Here is a 17,968-nt window from a genome sequence, read left to right on the forward strand (position 1 = left end):
GGCCCTCGCCGACGCCGTCAGCGCACGGAATCGGCGGCGCGCCCGGGCACGGTGACCCCTGCGCCGTCGGGACGCACGAGTGTGCCCGCCGTGCCGAGCAGGATGCCCAGTGCGTCGTCGAGCGGCCCGATGCCCGCGAGGCCGCCCGTACGTTCGACGAACGACGCCGCAGCCTCGGCCTTGGGGCCCATCGAGCCCTCGGGCAGGGTCAACGAGCGCAGTTCGGCCGGGGTGGTGTGGGTGAGTGGTCCCGGGTCGCTGTGGCCGAAGCGGCGGTAGACGTGGGGGACGTCGGTGAGGATCAGCAGTGCGTCCGCGTCCAGCTGTTCGGCCAGCAGCGCGGCTGTGCGGTCCTTGTCGACCACGGCCTCCGCGCCGCGCAGCCGCTCGGTCGCCGGGTCGCGCATCAGCGGGACGCCGCCGCCTCCGGCGCAGACCACCACGTCGCCCGCTGCCAGCAGGGTCCGCACCACCGGGAGTTCGAGGATCCGTGCGGGCGCGGGGGAGGGGATGGTCCGGCGCAGGGAGTCCCCGTCCGGGGCCAGCGTCCAGCCGCGCTCGGCGGCGAGCCGCTGTGCCTGCTCCGGGGTGTACTGCTGGCCGATGAACTTGGTCGGGTGGTCGAACGCGGGATCGCCGGGGTCGACTTCGGTGTGCGTGACCAGGGCGGCGACCTCGCGGTCCGGCAGCCGGTCGCGCAGCTCGCGGACCAGGAGGGAGCCGATCAGGCCCTGGGTCTCGGCGCCGAGCAGGTCGAGCGGGTAGGGCGCGGTCAGGTCGGCGTCAGCGGCGCTCTCCAGGGCCAGCAGTCCGACCTGGGGCCCGTTGCCGTGCGTGACGACCAGCTCGTGCCCAGCCAGCACCAGCTCGGCGAGGGACAGGCCGGCCTCGTGCACGTGGCGGAGCTGGATGTCGGCGTCGGGGTGCTCCCCGCGTTGGAGCAGGGCGTTGCCGCCCAACGCTGCGACGATGCGCATCTCACTGCCCTCCGAGGGTCGCGACGAGGATCGCCTTGATGGTGTGCAGGCGGTTCTCGGCCTGGTCGAAGACGAGCGAGGCTGGGGACTCGAAGACCTCGTCGGTGACCTCCAGGCCGTCCAGCCCGTAGCGCTCGTACAGGTCCGCGCCCAGCTCGGTGCGGCGGTCGTGCAGGGCCGGCAGGCAGTGCAGGAAGGCCGTGTCCGGGTTGCCGGTGGCGGCCAGCGTCTTCGCGTTCACCTGGTAGGGCAGCAACTGGGTGATCCGGTCCTTCCACAGCTCGGCGGGCTCGCCCATGGAGACCCAGACGTCGGTGTAGAGGTAGTCGGCGCCGGCCGCGCCCTCCTCGACGGACTCGGTCACCGTGATCCGGGCGCCGCTGCCCTCGGCGACCACTCGGCATCGGTCCAGCAGGGCCTCGTCGGGCCACAGTTCGCGCGGCGCCGCGAGCCGGACGTCCATGCCGAGGAGGCTGCCCATGGCCAGCAGGGAGGCGGCTGTGTTGTCGGAGGCGTCGCCGAGGTAGCAGAACGAGATCTCGTGCAGGGGGCGGCCGCTGTGCTCGCGCATGGTGAAGACGTCGCACAAGCTCTGGGTGGGGTGCGCGGTGTCGGTCAGGCCGTTGTAGACCGGAACCCCCGCCAGGCGAGCCAACTCCTCGACGACGCCCTGGTCGTAGCCCCGGTACTCGATCGCGTCGAACATCCGGCCGAGCACGCGCGCGGTGTCGGCGACGCTCTCCTTGTGGCCGATGTGCGAGCCGGAGGGGTCCAGGTAGGTGGTGGTCATGCCCTGGTGGGCAGCGGCGCCCTCGAAGGCGCAGCGGGTGCGGGTCGAGCTCTTCTCGAAGACCAGGGCCATCCGCAAGCCCGTGAGGCGCGGGGTCTCGCGCTGCTCGTGGTGGGCCGCTTTGAGCTCGGCGGCCAGGTCGAGCAGGTAGCGGATCTCGTTGGCGGTGTAGTCCAGCTCGTGAAGGTACGAGCGGCCGTGCAGGTCGATGGTCATGACGGTGCCTCGGATCGGTTGAGAGGAGCGGGAGAAGTCGGCGGGGGCGGTCATGCGGGGTCCCGCTGGATCGGGCAGGACATGCAGCGCGGGCCGCCGCGTCCGCGGCCGAGCTCGGAGCCGGCGATGGTGACGACCTCGATGCCCTGGCGTCGCAGGTAGGTGTTGGTGGTGACGTTGCGCTCGTAGCCGACGACCACGCCCGGCTGCAGGGCGAGGAAGTTGCTGCCGTCGTCCCACTGCTCGCGCTCGGCCGCGCGCACGTCCTGCGCCGCGGACAGGAACCGCACCTTGTCGAGGCCCAGTGCCTCGGCGAGGGAGGAGCCGAGGTCGGCGTCGGCGCGGACGGCGAAGCCGGTGGGCCGCTCCGGTGCGGGGGTCAGCGTCCAGGACCGCAGACGGTCCGCGAGGCCGGGGTAGAGCGCGAAGGCGTCTCGGTCGATCATCGTCATCACGGTGTCCAGGTGCATGAACGCGCGGCTGCTGGGCAGCCGGACCGCGATCACGCGGTGGGCGGTGGCGGTGGCGAAGAGGGCGGCGGTCAGCTGCTCGACCGCCTGGGGGGTGGTGCGCTCGCCCATGCCGACCATGACCACACCGGGGGCGATGACGTGGACGTCGCCTCCTTCGAGGGTGGTGCCGGGGATGGGCGCGGTGCCGTCGAGCAGCGGCGGGGGCGTCTCGGCGAAGAGCGGGTGGAAGCGGTGGATGGCGGCGGTGTGCACGGTCTCGCGCAGGCGGGCCGGCTTGGCCATCGGGTTGAGCGAGTAGCGGTCGCCGATCCAGCAGCAGTTGTCACGGGGGAAGAGGTGGTTGGGCAGTGGCGGCAGGGCGAAGTCCTGGTCGCCGAGGGTCTTCCAGACCAGGCTGTCGGGGTGGGTCAAGGGCAGGTCGTCCTTGAGGACGCCGCCGATCAGGTAGCCGGAGAGGGTCTCGCCGTCGAGCTGCTCGCACAGCTCGCGGACCGGGTCGACCAGCGCGGGGCCGACCATCCCGGGGCTGACGACCCGGTCCAGCAGCCAGGCACGGGCCGCGGGCTGGTCCAGCGTCTCGGCGAGCAGCGCGGCGTAGTGGTGGACCCGGACGCCGTGGTCGCGCAGTGCCTGGGCGAAGGCGTCGTGCTCCTCGCGGGCGCGCTTGGCCCACAGGATGTCGTCGAAGAGCAGGGCGTCGACGTTGCCCGGCGTGAGTCGGGTCAGCTCCAGGCCGGGCCTGTGCAGCACGACCTGGCGCAGGCGGCCGGATTCCGAGGCGACGTTGAGGGCGTTCATGGTTCCTCCTGCGCGGGTGCGCATGATGCGGGTGAGGGGCTGGGCTCAGTGGCGGACGTGGAGGGCGAGCGAGCGCAGCAGCGTCGTGAGGCGCACCGGGCGCGCGCGACGCGCCGTCAGGCCGTGGGGCAGCGGTGACGCCGCCTCCACCGGCCGGGTCGCGACCGTGTCCGCGGTCGTGGGCTCCGGCGTCGCGGCCTCGCCGTACTCGCCCTGGCCGCGCTTGCGCCAGATGTAGACCGGAACGCCCAGCAGGATCGCGAACAGGCCGTAGTAGACGGTCTGGTAGCCGCTGCCCTGGATCGACCAGTAGCAGAAGGCCAGTGCCACACCGCTGATCGCCACGTCCCGGACCAGGCGACGGGGCGACAGCGCGCCGTGCCCGTTGACGAGCAGCCAGAACAACTGCGCGGCGGCGGAGAAGAGATAGGGCACGACGGCCGTCAGCACGCTCAGCAGCACGATTTCGGTGAAGACGTTCGTGAACCGGGTGTAGCTGACCACCGTCAGGACCGAGGCGAGCAGGGTCGAGGAGACGATGCCGAAGGCGGGGACGCGGCTCGCCCCGGTGGTCCGGGTGAACGCTGCCGGGAAGAGGCCGTCGCGGGCGGCGGCCATCGGCATCTCGGCACAGATCAGCGTCCAGCCGTTCAGTGCGCCGAGGCCGGAGACGATCGCGGCGACGGCGACGAGGTCGCCGGCCCAGCTGCCGCCGACGATGTTGTTCACCGCGTCGGTGAACGGCGCCGTCGAGGTGAGCAGGCCGCTGTGGGAGACGGTGCCGAAGACGGCGAGTGTGCCGAGCAGGTAGATGACCGCGCAGGCGAGCGTCCCGTAGACGGTGGCCCGGGGGACGTTGCGGCGTGGGTTGCGGACCCGTCCTGCGGCGACCGAGGCTGTCTCCAGGCCGATATAGCTGAACAGGGCGATCGCCGCGGCCGCCGAGACCGCGCTCAACGCGGAGCCGTGCGTGGCGTTGAACGACCCGAAGTTGCCGGACTTCATGAACAGCAGGCCGATCGTGGCCATGAACAGCAGCGGCACGAACTTCAACACCGTCGTGACCACCTGCACCACGCCGATGTTCCGGATCCCGGTCAGGTTGACGACGGCGGGAAGCCACAGCCCGGCCAGCGCGACGGCGATCGAACCGGCGGTGTGGTGGCCCTTGTCGACGAACACTTCGACGTAGCCCACCCATGCGACCGCGATGGCCGCGTTGCCCGCCCACGCGGTGATCCAGTACGACCAGGCGGTCAGGAAGCCGGCGAACTCGCCGAACGCCTGCCGGGCGTAGACGTACGGACCGCCGCTGCCCGGCACCCGGCGCGAGAGGGAGCCGAACGTCAGCGCCAGCGCGAGCGCGCCGACGGTGACGGCCACGAAGGCCACGAGCGCGATCGGCCCGAACGGCGCGAGCGCCGAGGGCAGTGCGAAGACGCCGGTGCCGATGACGCTGCCCACGACGAGCGCGGTGGCCGCCGGCAGGCCGAAGGTCGAGCGTCGGTCGGCCGGATCGGCCGGATCGGTCCCGGCCCGGGACGCGGGATCGCTGGGGGACATGGCTGCTCCTCACACAAGGGACGGGCACAAGGCGACCCCGGTCTCGCCGGTCAGTACCGGAGCCGGGGTGGCCGTGATGATCGTCGGTCGATACGGGTCGCCGGCAGCAGGGCCCGAAGGTCCCTGTCCCGCGCCGGTCGGCCCTGACCCGATCCGGCCTTCGTGCGGGCACCTCCCGGCCGCAGGCCGGGGGAGCGTCACCGCAGGCCACAGGCATGGCCTGGCTGTCTTCCCCAGGCGGCACCGAGGCGTGTTGGGGACCATCGGCCCCGATACCGGTCCCGGGCGGCCCTGCATCGGCCGTACGGCGCGCACAAGGGTTGGAGGCACAGTCAGGTCACCGGCGGGCCCCACCCGCACCACTGAGGAGTCGTCATGGAGCACGCGCAGCGGACCGACAGGGCCTACCTGGTCGGCGGCGGGATCGGCTCGCTCGCCGCAGCCGCCTTCCTGATCCGGGACGCCGGCTTTCCGGCCGGGAACATCACGATCCTGGAGGAGCTGCCCCTCACCGGCGGATCACTCGACGGCGGTGGTGGTCCCGAGCGGGGGTACGTGACGCGCGGCGGCCGGATGCTGGAGGAGGAGGCCTACACCTGCCTGTGGGACCTGCTGGAGAGCGTCCCCACCCTGACCGACCGCACCGTGTCGGTGCGTCAGGAGATCCTGGACTTCAACCGGCGCTGGCCCACCCACGCCCAGGCCCGGCTGATCGACGCCGACCACACGATCGTCGACGCCTCCCGCCTCGGCTTCGACCAGCGCGACCGGATCGAGCTGGCCCGGCTGCTGGCCCTGCCGGAGAGCGCCATCGGTGCCCGACGCATCGACGAGTTCTTCTCCGAGCACTTCTTCGCCACCAACTTCTGGGCGATGTGGCGCACCACGTTCGCCTTCCAGAACTGGCACAGCGCCATCGAGCTCAAGCGCTACTTCCTGCGGTTCCTCCAGGAGTTCCCGCGCATTCACACCCTCGCCGGAGTGCGCCGGACGAGGTTCAACCAGTACGACTCGATCGTGCGCCCGCTGCAGGCATGGCTGGGCGAGCAGGGCGTCCGCATCGAGCACGGCGTGCGGGTGGTGGACGCGGACTTCACGCACGACGAGTACGGCCGTCGCTGCGAGCGGCTGCGCCTGCTGCGCGAGGGCGTGCCGGACACGATCGAGCCGCGCCGCACCGACCTGGTCTTTCTCACCCTCGGCTCGATGACCGCCGACGCCGGCTACGGCGGCGACGACACCGTGCCCGAGCTGATCCGCGACAAGCGCGACGGCGGCTGGGAGTTGTGGGAGACGATCTCGCGCAAAGCCCCGGACTTCGGTCGGCCCGGGGTCTTCAACGGCAACATCGGCGAGGCGAAGTGGGAGTCGTTCACGCTGACGATGCGCAGCCCGGCGCTGCTGAAGCGGATCGAGGAGTACACCGGCAACGCCCCGGGCACCGGCGCGCTGATGACCTTCAAGGACTCCAACTGGCTGCTGTCCGTCGTGGTCCCGCACCAGCCGCACTTCGACGGACAGCCCGACGGGGTTTTCACATTGTGGGGGTACAGCCTGTTCACCGACACCGTCGGCGACTACGTGCCCAAGCGCATGGCGGAGGCCACCGGCCGCGAGATCCTGGACGAGTTGCTCGGCCACCTCGGCTTCGACGACATCGCCGACGAGGTCCGTGCCACCACCACGGTGACGACCGTGATGATGCCTTACATCACCAGCCAGTTCCTGCGCCGCTCCGCCCACGACCGCCCCGAGGTGGTGCCGGTCGGCTCGACCAACTTCGCCTTCCTGGGGCAGTTCGTCGAGATTCCCGAGGACGTGGTCTTCACCGTCGAGTACTCCGTGCGCGGCGCCATGCACGCCGTCTACGGCCTGCTGGGCGTGGACCGGCCCATCCCGTCCGTCTACCACGCCCTGGGCGACCCGAAGGTGGCCTTCCACGCCCTGGAGACGGCCTTCACCGGGGTCTGTCCCGGCTGAAGCGTGTCCGGCGGCGCACGGAGGTCCGGACTCCCACCCCGGCCGTGCCCGACGATCACCGTCTCCGGGCGCGACGGCGGACGGTGCTGCTCGCGCAACACTCGCGGGATCGGTACCGTGGCCCTGACCGGGGGAAAGTCAGATGAAGCCATCTGGGGTGGAGGGGCCCGTGCCCGAGGAATCGCCGGCGACGGACAAGGGAGCCCTGGGGCTTCCGGACCTGCGCCTGGACCAGCTTCTGGCCGAGCTCCAAACCCGGCTGGACGCGGCCCGTGGCACCCGCGATCGAGTGCACTCGCTCCTGGAGGCGGTGCTCACCGTCGGCCGTGAACTCGACCTGGACCAGGCGCTGCAGCAGATCATCGAGTCCGCCGCCACGCTGGTCGACGCCCGCTACGCGGCGCTGGGCGTCATCGGCGACGACGCCATGCTGGCGAAGTTCCTCACCACCGGCCTCACCGACGAGCAGGTCAAGGCGATCGGCCCGTTCCCGACCGGGCACGGCATCCTCGGCGAGCTGATCCGGCATCCGGAGCCGCTGCGCCTGCACGACATCGCCGAGCACGCCGCCTCCGTCGGCTTCCCGGCCGACCACCCGCCGATGCACAGCTTCCTCGGCGTGCCGATCAGGGTCCGGGGCGAGGTCTTCGGCAACCTCTACCTGACCGAGAAGCGCGGCGGCGGCGACTTCGACGCCGAGGACGAGTCGGTGCTGCAGACCCTCGCCGTCGCCGCCGGAGTGGCCATCGACAACGCCCGCCTGTACCGCGACGCCCGGCTGCGCGAGCGCTGGCTGCTCGCGAGCGGCGAGATCACCGGTCGGCTGCTGTCCGGCGCGGCGGAGCAGGATGTGCTGGCAGAGCTGGTCCAGGCGTCGCTGGAGATCCTCGAGGCCGACCTCGGCGTCATCGCCCTGGCGCTTCCTGCCGCAGGCGGCACGGGTCTGGCGGTCCAGCTCGCCCAGGGCGTCGACGCCGACTCGCACCGCGGCCTGCTGCTGCCCCTGGAGGGCACGTTCATGGGCACGGCCTACAGCGAACAGGCCCCCGTGACCAGCACCGACATCTCCACTGACCAGAGGGTGACCGCCGGACCGCCACGCTGGCAGGGGCTGGGTCCGGCGGTGGCCGTGCCCATGGGCTCCGGCCCAGGAGGGCCGCGCGGCGTGCTGATGCTCGCCCGCCGCGCGGGCCATTACCCCTTCTCGGCGCTTGACGTGGCGCCGTTGAAGTCCTTCGCCGACCAGGCGGCGCTGGCCCTGGAACTGGCGGCGCGCCGCAGCGACGCCGAGCAGTTGGCGCTGCTGGAGGACCACGACCGGATCGCCCGGGACCTGCACGACCTCGCCATCCAGCGGATCTTCGCCACGGGCATGACCCTGCAGAGCGCGCAGCGCTTCATCACCCACCCTCAGGCCGCCGAGCGGGTCGGACGCGCCGTGGACGACCTGGACGAGACGGTGAAGATCATCCGTACCTCGATCTTCGGTCTGCGCTCGCGCGCCTCCTCGCAGGAGTCCGCCGGCCTGCGCGCGCGCCTTGTCGACGTCGTCTCCCGTTTCGTCCCCACCTTCGGCTTCACGCCGGCGCTGCGCCTGGAGGGGCTGCTCGACACCGACGTCCCCGTGGAGATCGCCGAGGACGTGCTCGGCGTGCTGGAGGAGGCGCTGAGCAACGCCTCGCGGCACGCGGCGGCGAAGGCGGTCGAGGTCTCGGCCAAGGTCACCGGCGGAGCCGCCCCCGAGGTCGTGCTCATCGTGACGGACAACGGCGTCGGCCTGCCGGAGGGCGGCCGCCGCAGCGGACTGGTCAACCTCGCGGAGCGCGCCGCCAAGCACGGCGGAACGCTGGACACCGGGACCCCGACCGGGGGCGGTACCCGCCTGGTGTGGCGGGTGCCGCTGTCGACGACCGTGTGACCGCTCGGGCGGACCACTCAGGACGCGCTGACCGCCGCGCGGCCCGCCTCCAGGCGGGCGACCGGCACACGGAGCGGCGAGCACGAGACGTAGTCGAGCCCGGCGCGGTGGAAGAACCGGATCGACGCCGGGTCGCCGCCGTGTTCGCCGCACACACCCGTACCGAGGTGGGGTCTGGTGGCGCGGCCTTCGCGGACGCCGAGCTCCACCAGGCGTCCGACGCCCTCGGTGTCCAGCGTCTCGAACGGGGAGACACGCAGGATGCCGCGTTCCAGGTAGGCGGTGAGGAAGGCCGCCTCAGCGTCGTCGCGGGACAGGCCCCAGGTGGTCTGGGTCAGGTCGTTGGTGCCGAAGGAGAAGAACTCGGCTTCGGCCGCGATGGTTCCGGCGGTCAGGGCGGCTCGCGGCAGTTCGATCATCGTGCCGAGTGGCAGGTCCACCGGGACGCCGGTCTCGGTGGACACCTCGGCCAGGACCCGGTCCACCTCCTTGCGGACCTGGCGCAGCTCCTCGACCGTGTCGACCAGAGGAACCATCAGCTCCGCGTGCGGGTCGCCGCCGACCAGCCGCCGGGCGGCGACCGCCTCGGCCAGCGCCCGCACCTGCATGGCGACCAGGCCGGGGACGAGCAGCCCGAGCCGAACGCCGCGCAGGCCCAGCATCGGGTTCTCCTCATGCATGCGCTCCACCGCCGCCAGCAGCCTTTCGCGGTCGGGGGAGACCGGCCGGCCGGCCGCGCGGTCGGCGGCGACGGAGACGGCCAGCGCGGTGCGGTCCGGCAAGAACTCGTGCAGCGGCGGGTCCAGCAGACGCACCGTCACCGGAAGGCCGTCCATCGCAGCCAGGATCGCCTCGAAGTCGCCGCGCTGCAGCGGGAGGAGGCGCGCGAGGGCCGCGTCGCGTCCACTGGCGGTGTCGGCCAGGACCATGTCCTCGACCAGTTGCCGGCGCTCCCCGAGGAACATGTGCTCGGTGCGGCACAGCCCGATGCCGCGTGCACCCAGCGTGAGGGCCTTGGCGGCGTCCTCGGGGGTGTCGGCGTTCGCGCGGACCTGCATCCGGGACGAGCGGTCGGCGTGCTGCAGCATCATGCCGACCGCGCCGACCAGGTCGACGGTGTCGCTGTCCTCGACCTCCGGCAGTCCGCCGAGCAGATGAGCGCTGACCGGTGAGTCCGTCAGCGGCAGCGCGCCGAGGTGGACGGTGCCGAGCGTGCCGTCGACGGAGATCACGTCCCCGGCGGACACCACGGTGCCGTCCGCCGTCGTGAAGCGCTCGTGGCCGGGCTCCACGCGCAGCGACTCCGCGCCGCAGACGCAGACCTTGCCCAGGCCGCGCGCCACCACGGCGGCGTGGCTGGTCCGTCCGCCGCGGCTGGTGAGCACGGCCTCGGCCGCCAGCATGCCCGGCAGGTCGTCCGGCGAGGTCTCGGGCCGCACCAGCACGACGCGCTGACCCGCGGCGGACCGCCGCACAGCCTCGGCGGAGCTGAACGCCGCCGCGCCCACGGCCGCGCCCGGGGACGCGGCCAGGCCGGTGGCCAGCGGAGCGTGGTCCGCGGCTGCGGTGAACCGGGGGACCATCAGGCGGGTCAACTGCTCGCCGTTCACCCGCAGCAGCGCCTCGTCGAGGCTGATCGTCCGCTCGACGACCAGTTGCGCCGCGATCCGGAAGGCGGCCTCGGCGGTGCGTTTGCCGATCCGGGTCTGCAGGATCCACAACCGGCCGCGCTCGATGGTGAACTCCACATCGCACAGGTCACGATAGTGCTCTTCCAGGACGTGCAGGTGCCCGAGCAGCTCGCGGTGACAGCTGGGATCCAGCTCCGCGAGTCGCTGCAGCGGCACGGTGTTGCGGATGCCGGCCACCACGTCCTCGCCCTGCGCCTCGGCCAGGTAGTCGCCGTAGACGCCGGGGCGGCCGGTGGCCGGGTCACGGGTGAAGGCGACACCGGTGCCGGAGTCGGGCCCCAGATTGCCGAAGACCATGGCCTGCACGTTCACGGCGGTCCCGAGGTCCTCCGGGATGCCCTCGCGGCGCCGGTAGACACGGGCGCGCTCGCCCTGCCAGGAACGGAAGACCGCGCGCACGGCCAGGCGCAGTTGCTCGCGCGGGTCCTGCGGGAAGTCGCGGCCGACCTCGTCGCACAGGATGCGGCGGAAGATCCCGGTGAGCTCGCGCAGGTCCTCCGTGGTGAGCTCGATGTCGCTCGCGGCGCCGCGCCGCTTGCGCTGAGCGGTGATGGCGTCGTCGAAGAGCCGGTCCGGGACGCCGAGGACGGTCGCTCCGAACATCTGCACGAGGCGGCGGTAGCAGTCCCAGGCGGCGCGCTCCTGGCCCAGGGATTTGGCGAAGCCGGTCACCGTGACGTCGTTGAGGCCCAGATCGAGGATCGTGTCCATCATCCCCGGCATGGAGAAGCGGGCGCCGGAACGGACCGACAGCAACAACGGCTCGTCGGGATCCCCGAAATCGCGCCCCATCGTTGCTTCAAGGGTGGCGAGGCGGTCGTCGATCTCCCAGTCCAGGCCCTCGGGGACGTGCCCTTGCGCGAGGAAGAACCGGCAGGCCTCGGTGGTGACCGTGAAGCCGGGCGGGACCGGCAGACCCAAGCGCGTCATCTCCGCCAGCCCGGCGCCCTTGCCGCCCAGCAGATCCGCCTCCTCCGCCCTCCCGTCCGCGAAGTCGTAGACGTAGCGCTTCATGGTCGCCTCCCTCCGTCCGTTCTCCTTCCTCGAACTCTCCGCTCCCGGCCGTCCCGGGCGAAGGGCCGATCGGCCCCGGCGGCAGGGCCGGTTCGGCTCAGGACCCGGTGCGTCCGCCGGAGAACCCTGGAGGGACAAGGCGGCTTCGTCGACGGGGCCTTCGCCCTCGACTCCGCGCCCTGACCGCCCGCAGCGCCGCACCCGTTCGGGCCCGTGCACCGATCCGCACCTGTCCTGCTCCGCCCCGTTCTGCCAGAAGGGAACCACAGCCATGTCCATGCACTCCCACGCGACCCGCGGCTTCCGCCTGCCGGCCCTCGCCCGCAGGCAGCACACCCAGGAGACGAGCGCTGTCACCACCCTGTCCGCCGCGGACTGCGCTCTCGCGGCGCTCCGTGTGCTCGTCGGGTTCGTCTTCCTGTGGGCGTTCCTGGACAAGGCCTTCGGCCTGGGCTACGCCACCCCCTCCGCGAAGGCGTGGATCCACGGCGGCTCGCCGACCAAGGGCTTCCTCGGCAGCGTCGCCGTCGGCCCACTCCAGTCCACCTTCCACAGCTGGGCCGGCCAGGGCTGGGCCGACTGGCTGTTCATGCTCGGCCTGCTCGGCATCGGACTCGCCGTCATGAGCGGTGTCGCGCTGCGCGTCTCCGCCCTCGCGGGCACGGTTCTCCTCGGCCTCATGTGGCTGGCGGAGTTCCCGCCCGCGCAGCACCTCGCCACCGGCGCGCCGAGCATGTCCTCCAACCCCTTCGTCGACTACCACGTCGCCTACGCCGCCGCCCTCGTCGCGGTCGCCGCCACCACCACCGGCTCGAAGCTGGGCCTCGGCCGCCTGTGGGCCCGCCTGCCCGTCGTCCGCGACCACGCCTGGCTGCGCTGACGTCCCGCCACACCGCGACCGCACCAGCCTCGAAGGGTGACCGGACATGAAGGCACTGCCCTGCGACGGGCCAGACCGACATGTCCGGCACGAGGCCCCGGGGCGGGGCGGGGCGATCAGCGAAGCCGAGCTCGCCGTTGTCAGAGAGCGAGCCGGCAGCGGGCAAGGGCCGCCGTTGGGGACGTCCCTTACGGGAGTCCGATGGCGCTCTCGGTGTTGATCTCGAAGTAGTCGTTGTCGGCGATCCCGACGGTGGCCGGGTCGATCAGGTTGCGGACCTCGTCGACCGATGTGGCCTCCCACAGGCAATGGGCGTGGCTCCCGTCCACGGCCGGGAGCACCTGGTGGCACGCCAGGCCCGTCGGGAGGTTCCCAAGAAGCTCCTGGGCGCCCGCGAAGAACTTCTGCGGGTCGGTGATGGTGTGAGTGACTCCGATCAGCATGCTGTTCACCTTCCACTTTTCGACGTTCCGGATTCCGCCGCTGCCTACGGCCTGTGCGTCCCCTCAGACCCGCAGGGAGCGTCCGACATGACGGAACCCGTTGATCCTTCGCTCGGCCATCCACTCCTCCAGGGCGGCGCGGTCCTCCAGGGCCTCCCGGTGTGCTGCGTCTTTCGCCGTGGTGACGCGGTGGCCGGCCCACCGCAGGGCCTGCGCGGCGGTGGACGGCTCCATGGCCGCGCGCTCCCGCCAGAGCGTCTGTCGCTGCCGCAGGTATTCGGCTGCGGTCGTCGATGCGTCGGGGCCGCCGGCTTCGATCAGTGCCGCAGCGAAGTATCTGGTCATCACACGGTCGATGTCGGTGTCCATGTCGCACCGCCTTCCGGGACCTCACCTCACGGTCCATCGCTCGCCGGCGACGGCGATAGGGCCGAAGGTCCCTCGTGGATGCCGTTGGACCGGGCCGAGAGGCGGCGAACACACGGCAGGCGGCCCGGCTCCTCGACCCGCGTTCCCACCGGCCGGCGTGCCCTGCGCTGCTCCCCGTCACGAGGGTCCTGAGCGAGGCCGTGCAGGTCTTCCGGGGTGGACGGTGCGATCGCCCCGACCACTCGGGCCCCGTCGGCGCCACGGGCACTCGGTTTCAGCCGGGGGAGACCGCGATCCCGAGGGAGTCGGCACCCATCGGCTTCGGGGCGCCCTTCTCGTAGAAGACGTCGTGTTCGGGCGTCAGGGAGAGGTAGCGTCGCGATCATGAAGTCGCTGAATGGCACGACCACCGACCAGGCGCCGGCAGATCCGGCCGCCACGGACGACATGCTCGCCACCCAGCCGGTCGGCTACTGGAGCGGCCGGGCGCTCGCGGCCGTGACCGGGCATCTGCGGGACGCCATGGCCAGGGTAGACGTCACACAGCCCCAGTACTGGGTGCTCAATCGCGTGAACGGCGGGACCGCGGCACCCAGCCGCGAGGAGGTGATCGCCCAGCTGGCGCCTCTTGCCGACGGGCAGAACGAGATCAGTCGGGTCGTCGATCAACTGCTCCACCGCGAATGGCTCTGGATGGATGCCGGGCAGCGCCTTCGCCTCACCGGTGCCGGGGAAACTGCCCGAGCGCGGTTGCGTGAGCTGGTGACCGAGGTGCGAGCCCTGGTCCACCAGGGCATCAGCGACCAGGAGTACGCGGCCGCGCTCAAGGTGCTGCGCAAGATGGTCGCCAACGTCGAGGGCGGCGGGAACTCCGGTATGCCGCTCTGACTTGGCGATCGTGCACCAATCCAGGCGGACCTTCAACCGGCAGGAACGGCAGTAGAGACGTCTGCGAGGATCCGGGTAGCGTCCTGGCTTTGATGACTGGTACGCGGATCTCCTGCGGGCTGCTCCGCTCTGAACGACCGGCAACCCGCTGTACCAGCAGATCTTCCGTTTCTGGCGGAAGATCTTCGCGGTGGGCTTCGGCCTCGGCGTGGTCGCCGGGACCGTGATGACCTTGCTCGGGGACACCTCCGCGACCGGCGCTGACTTTTTGCCGGCCGCGGAGCGTGCGACACGCCCCTGAGCAGGGAAGAACCGGCAGGGTTGTGGTATGCCCGACTTCTCCGTAGGCGACCGGACGATCATCGCGCTGGCCGCACTCGCGGTCACGGGCATCCCGTTCCTGACGATCATGGGCCTCTCCGCCGCTGCGACCGTGCTGCTGGCCGTGCTTGTCGCGATCAGCCTCGTCCCCGCCGTGCTGGCCCTGTTCGGCAACCGGCTGCGCCCCCGCCCGCGCAGCACGACCAGCGCGCCCACGGTTCCCCTCGACGCGGGCTTCTACTTCAACCACTGAAAGGGCGTCAGGCGGGACTTGGCGGTGAACCTGCCGCAGCCTGCGGGGATCCAGCTGACGGGCGCGGCGAGGGTCACGCCGGCGGTGACCGGGCGGATGGGCAGGTGCGGTGGGCGTGCACGCCGAGACTTGGCGCCACCGCGCCGACCCCGAGGACCGGACAGGCCTGGAACGCGCAAGTGCTGGCCGGAGAACGGGTGTTGGCGGCGTAGCGTGCTCGGCCGTCACTGGTGATCGCTACGCTACCCACCATGGCGATACTTGGCGGACTCAGGAAGAGCGACCCCCTCAACCCGCACCAGCAGCTCTACTTCGACCTGCTGATCGCCGTGGACGCGGACACCCCGGAGGCTGTCGAGGGGTTCTTGGACCGCACCGATCCGGAGCAGCAATCCCGGCTGCTCACCGACATGATGGGTACCCTCGCCGGGCTGATGCAGGCCCAGGCGGAGGACTCCGGCGACTCATCGCAGCAGATCGCGGCGAGGTGGCGCACCCGCTTCATCGACGCCATCCTGCCCCAGATGGGCGAATCCGCCGCAGAGTGGGAGCTGTGCGCGGGGGCCGTGATCGACTCCATCCCCGCCTTTCTGGCGCGGGAGGAGGAGATCCCGGCCCCCCTGGCGGACGCGTTCACCAAGGTCGAAGACGTCACTGAACTGCTCCTCGCGGCTGCGCACCTTGTCGCCGGTATGGTGCAGGTGAACGGCTTCAGTGAGCGCAAACGCCACCAGTTCTTCCGGCAGTTCGCCCGGAAGGTCTGACCGGCGCCGCCTGGCCCTCACAAGCTCGGTGACTCAGACGCTTTCGCCGATACGTGGACGTGCCAGGCCCCGGCTCCGGCCACAGGCCTGGCACGTCCCCGCGCTGGTTCTAGAGGTCGAGTACGACGTCGGTCAGCGGTCGTGAGCAGCACAGCAGAACGTTTCCGGTTGCGGGATCGTCGACCGGTTCGGGGTTGTAGTCCACCGTGCCGGACAGGGCCGCCGTCTCGCAGTTGTGGCAGACCCCGGTGCGGCACGACCACCTCACCGGGACGTCGCAGGCTTCGGCGAGTTCCAGCAGGGTCGGTCCGTTCTCGCGCCATGGCACGGTCAGTCCGCTGCGGCTGAACGACACCGTCGCGCGCACCGGCCCGTCGCCTTGGTCTTCCGGTGGGTGCGGGGCGCGGTCGGGAGCGCCGGCAGCGATTCCGGGGGTCAAGGCCGCCTGTGCACCGAATGCCTCTGTGCGCACGCGGGCCGGGTCCAGGCCGCTGCCGGCCAGGGCCTGCACCATGTCGTCCATGAAGGTCGCCGGTCCGCACACGTAGGCGGTGGCGTCCGGCGGTAGGCCGAGGGCCTCGACCAGGTCGGCGCTGAGCCGTCCGGGATCGGTGTAGTCGACCCTGATGCGGTCGGTGGGCAGGGGGCGGCTGAAGCAGACCCGGGCTTGGGCGTCCGGGAGCTGGGCCAGCAGCTCCCGGACTTCTTCGGCGAAGATCGCGTCGGCGCTGTTGCGGGCCCCGTGCAGCCACCAGACGCGGCGTTGCGCCCGCGTGGCCGCGAGCTGGTGCAGCATGGCCAGGACCGGCGTGATCCCGACCCCTGCGGAGACCAGGACCACGGGGCCGGAGCCGCCCGCCAGGGTGAAGACGCCTCGGGGAGCGGCGACGTCGAGTTCGAGGCCGGGGGCGGCGTGGTCGTGGAGCCAGCCACTGGCGGCGCCGTGGGGTTCGGCCTTCACACTGATGCGGTACTCGGGCGTGCCGGGTGCCCCGGACAGGGAGTAGGTGCGGATCAGCGGCGCGCTCGCGTCGGTGCGGGGCAGTCGCACGGTGACGAACTGGCCAGCCGATGCGGCGGGCAGGGCACGTCCGTCCGTGGTGGCGAGCGTGTAGGAGAACACGGTGTCGCTCTCGGCCGTGACCTGGGAGACGCGCAGCCGCTGGAATCCCGTCCAGGCCGGCGGACCACCGGCCGCGGCGGCTGTGAGGCCCACGTTGCCGAGGCCCACGTTGCCGAGGCCCACGTTGCCCCCGGCCCCTGCACCGTCGAGCAACGCCTGGAAGGAGCCCTTCCAGCCGGGGCTGAGCGCGTCGATCCGCAGTGCCCGCTCCAGTAGCTCCCTGGGGTGGCCGGGCATGTAGAGCAGGGCGTTGATCTCCGCGACGCTCAGAGCCTCGGGCCCCGTCCCGAGCTTGACGATCTCGTCCCCGGCCCGCACGTTCCCTTCGGTCAGCACGCGGAAGTAGAAGCCGGGCCTGCCGTGTGAGACCAGCAGTGAGGCCATCCGGGGCTCGCGCAACCGGATCCCGACGCGGTAGCAGGTGACCCTCGGCTGGGTGACCTCGAACACGGCATCACCGATGCGATACCGGTCCCCGATGCAGACCTCGTCGTCGGGCAGCCCGTCGACGGTGAAGTTCTCCCCGAACTGACCCAGTTCGAAGTCGTCGCGCCCCAACTCCTCCTGCCAGTGGCGGTAGGAGTCCAGTTGGTACACCAGCACCGCGCGCTGCTCGCCTCCGTGGCCGGCGAGATCGCCCTGTCCGTCGCCGTCGATGTTCAGTCGGCGCACGAGACGGGGGCCGGTCACGGGATGCTTCCACACGCCGGTGTGCACGGTCTGGCCGTGCCAGGCCACGTCCCTGGGCAGGCCGACGTTCACCGACACCAAGGTGGCCATGCGGCCACCCCCGTTCAGGCAGGAGCAGTAACAGCTGTCAGGCTAGCCGCCCCCCGTCGCCACGCAACTTCGGCCGCGCGAGCGTGGCTGCGTACCCGGAATGCATGGCTACCCGGAACCCAAGTCCCGCCAGCCGTGAGGTCGCGTCCGCGAGGGACAGGGATCCGGCGGCCACCATGGGGGAGCCGTCTGCGGTGGAGGCGCCGTCGGTGAGGCGGCCGTCGGGGTCTCCCTCGTGGGCGACGTGGCTGGCCTTGATCGACCGGCGATGGGCGCGGCCTCCGCCGAGCCGGTCGATGAGCCCGGACTGGACGAAGGAGTCGCGGTTCGCGTCGCCGAGCGGCCCGAAGGTGCCGGGCGACGGCTGGTGTGCACCGACTGTGCGTTCACTGCCGCCGGTTGGCGTGCCGGCGAACTTGCCTGCGGATCATGAGAGTTGGGTGTTGGTAGCGTGCTGCTCGGCTGCGGGCCCGGATGCCCGGTCAGGATTCCGAGGCCGGAGGCGGCGGCCAGCCCGGCCGTGAGAGTGACGGCCGCGAGCGAGCTGACGATCAGCGGCTTGTGCCGTGGCCGCGCCCGGGTGTGGGTCGTTCGGGGCACAGCGCCACCGGCATGGCTGGGCCGGAGCGGTCGGACGTCGAAGCTCGGCGGCCGCGGCGGTATCGCCTCCGGCTCCGTCTGCCCCAGTTCCGATGCCAGGATGCCGCAGCCGGGGCAGCTGACGGCT

At 71.6% G+C, this 17,968-nt stretch carries 15 protein-coding genes; 7 read left to right on the top strand and 8 right to left on the bottom strand.

Annotation, left to right across the window (positions count from 1 at the left end; translation table 11 throughout):
• Positions 1–17: 17 nt before the first annotated feature.
• The 4 genes from TR50_RS10615 to TR50_RS10630 are packed head-to-tail and all read right to left on the bottom strand — an operon-like array spanning position 18 to position 4,817.
• Entirely contained in the window at positions 18–977 is a 960-nt protein-coding gene (locus TR50_RS10615; protein WP_042418223.1) for a carbamate kinase, read from the bottom strand.
• A 1-nt stretch (position 978) separates the two neighbouring features.
• The gene (gene argF, locus TR50_RS10620; RefSeq protein WP_042418389.1) at positions 979–1,983 is read right to left on the bottom strand and encodes an ornithine carbamoyltransferase; all 1,005 of its coding nucleotides are present in this window, start codon (positions 1,981–1,983) and stop codon (positions 979–981) included.
• Positions 1,984–2,033: 50 nt separating this feature from the next.
• The gene (locus tag TR50_RS10625) at positions 2,034–3,254 is read right to left on the bottom strand and encodes an arginine deiminase (RefSeq protein ID WP_042418226.1); all 1,221 of its coding nucleotides are present in this window, start codon (positions 3,252–3,254) and stop codon (positions 2,034–2,036) included.
• Between the two features lie 45 nt (positions 3,255–3,299).
• Positions 3,300–4,817, bottom strand: a complete 1,518-nt coding sequence (locus TR50_RS10630) for an amino acid permease (protein WP_084700058.1) — start codon at positions 4,815–4,817, stop codon at positions 3,300–3,302.
• 375 nt (positions 4,818–5,192) lie between these two features.
• On the opposite strand from TR50_RS10630, the gene TR50_RS10635 reads away from it, so the two are divergent.
• Together TR50_RS10635 and TR50_RS10640 are read left to right on the top strand one after the other, a co-directional pair.
• Positions 5,193–6,797 (top strand): oleate hydratase, encoded by a 1,605-nt coding sequence (locus TR50_RS10635; protein ID WP_042418229.1) that lies wholly within the window; start codon positions 5,193–5,195, stop codon positions 6,795–6,797.
• 142 nt (positions 6,798–6,939) lie between these two features.
• Positions 6,940–8,715 carry a sensor histidine kinase gene (locus TR50_RS10640; protein WP_042418231.1) on the top strand — a complete coding sequence of 592 codons (1,776 nt, stop codon included), beginning with the start codon at positions 6,940–6,942 and terminating at the stop codon, positions 8,713–8,715.
• 17 nt (positions 8,716–8,732) lie between these two features.
• Here TR50_RS10640 and ppdK read toward each other — a convergent pair whose 3' ends face one another.
• Entirely contained in the window at positions 8,733–11,420 is a 2,688-nt protein-coding gene (gene ppdK, locus TR50_RS10645) for a pyruvate, phosphate dikinase (RefSeq protein WP_042418236.1), read from the bottom strand.
• Positions 11,421–11,691: 271 nt separating this feature from the next.
• On the opposite strand from ppdK, the gene TR50_RS10650 reads away from it, so the two are divergent.
• Positions 11,692–12,300 (top strand): membrane protein, encoded by a 609-nt coding sequence (locus tag TR50_RS10650; protein ID WP_042418239.1) that lies wholly within the window; start codon positions 11,692–11,694, stop codon positions 12,298–12,300.
• 188 nt (positions 12,301–12,488) lie between these two features.
• Here TR50_RS10650 and TR50_RS10655 read toward each other — a convergent pair whose 3' ends face one another.
• Positions 12,489–12,743 carry a hypothetical protein gene (locus tag TR50_RS10655; RefSeq protein ID WP_052440909.1) on the bottom strand — a complete coding sequence of 85 codons (255 nt, stop codon included), beginning with the start codon at positions 12,741–12,743 and terminating at the stop codon, positions 12,489–12,491.
• A gap of 63 nt (positions 12,744–12,806) precedes the next feature.
• On the bottom strand, positions 12,807–13,112 hold the full coding sequence (locus tag TR50_RS10660) for a hypothetical protein (RefSeq protein WP_042418242.1): 306 nt from the start codon (positions 13,110–13,112) through the stop codon (positions 12,807–12,809).
• Between the two features lie 384 nt (positions 13,113–13,496).
• Here TR50_RS10660 and TR50_RS10665 point away from each other — a divergent pair, with 384 nt between their 5' ends.
• The 4 genes from TR50_RS10665 to TR50_RS10675 all read left to right on the top strand — a co-directional run bounded on the left by TR50_RS10665 (position 13,497) and on the right by TR50_RS10675 (position 15,338).
• Entirely contained in the window at positions 13,497–14,000 is a 504-nt protein-coding gene (locus tag TR50_RS10665) for a MarR family winged helix-turn-helix transcriptional regulator (protein ID WP_042418244.1), read from the top strand.
• 148 nt (positions 14,001–14,148) lie between these two features.
• Entirely contained in the window at positions 14,149–14,301 is a 153-nt protein-coding gene (locus TR50_RS48635) for a cytochrome ubiquinol oxidase subunit I (protein ID WP_269084789.1), read from the top strand.
• A 27-nt stretch (positions 14,302–14,328) separates the two neighbouring features.
• Positions 14,329–14,574 carry an MMPL family transporter gene (locus tag TR50_RS10670; protein WP_042418248.1) on the top strand — a complete coding sequence of 82 codons (246 nt, stop codon included), beginning with the start codon at positions 14,329–14,331 and terminating at the stop codon, positions 14,572–14,574.
• 251 nt (positions 14,575–14,825) lie between these two features.
• Complete coding sequence (locus TR50_RS10675) at positions 14,826–15,338, top strand: hypothetical protein (RefSeq protein ID WP_152648342.1); 513 nt, start codon at positions 14,826–14,828, stop codon at positions 15,336–15,338.
• Positions 15,339–15,447: 109 nt separating this feature from the next.
• Here the strand turns inward: TR50_RS10675 and TR50_RS10680 are convergent, their stop codons facing one another.
• On the bottom strand, positions 15,448–17,241 hold the full coding sequence (locus tag TR50_RS10680) for an MOSC and FAD-binding oxidoreductase domain-containing protein (protein WP_042418257.1): 1,794 nt from the start codon (positions 17,239–17,241) through the stop codon (positions 15,448–15,450).
• Between the last annotated feature and the right edge of the window lie 727 nt (positions 17,242–17,968).

The sequence above is a fragment of the Streptacidiphilus anmyonensis genome (assembly GCF_000787855.1).
GTDB classification, from domain to species: Bacteria; Actinomycetota; Actinomycetes; order Streptomycetales; family Streptomycetaceae; genus Streptacidiphilus; species Streptacidiphilus anmyonensis.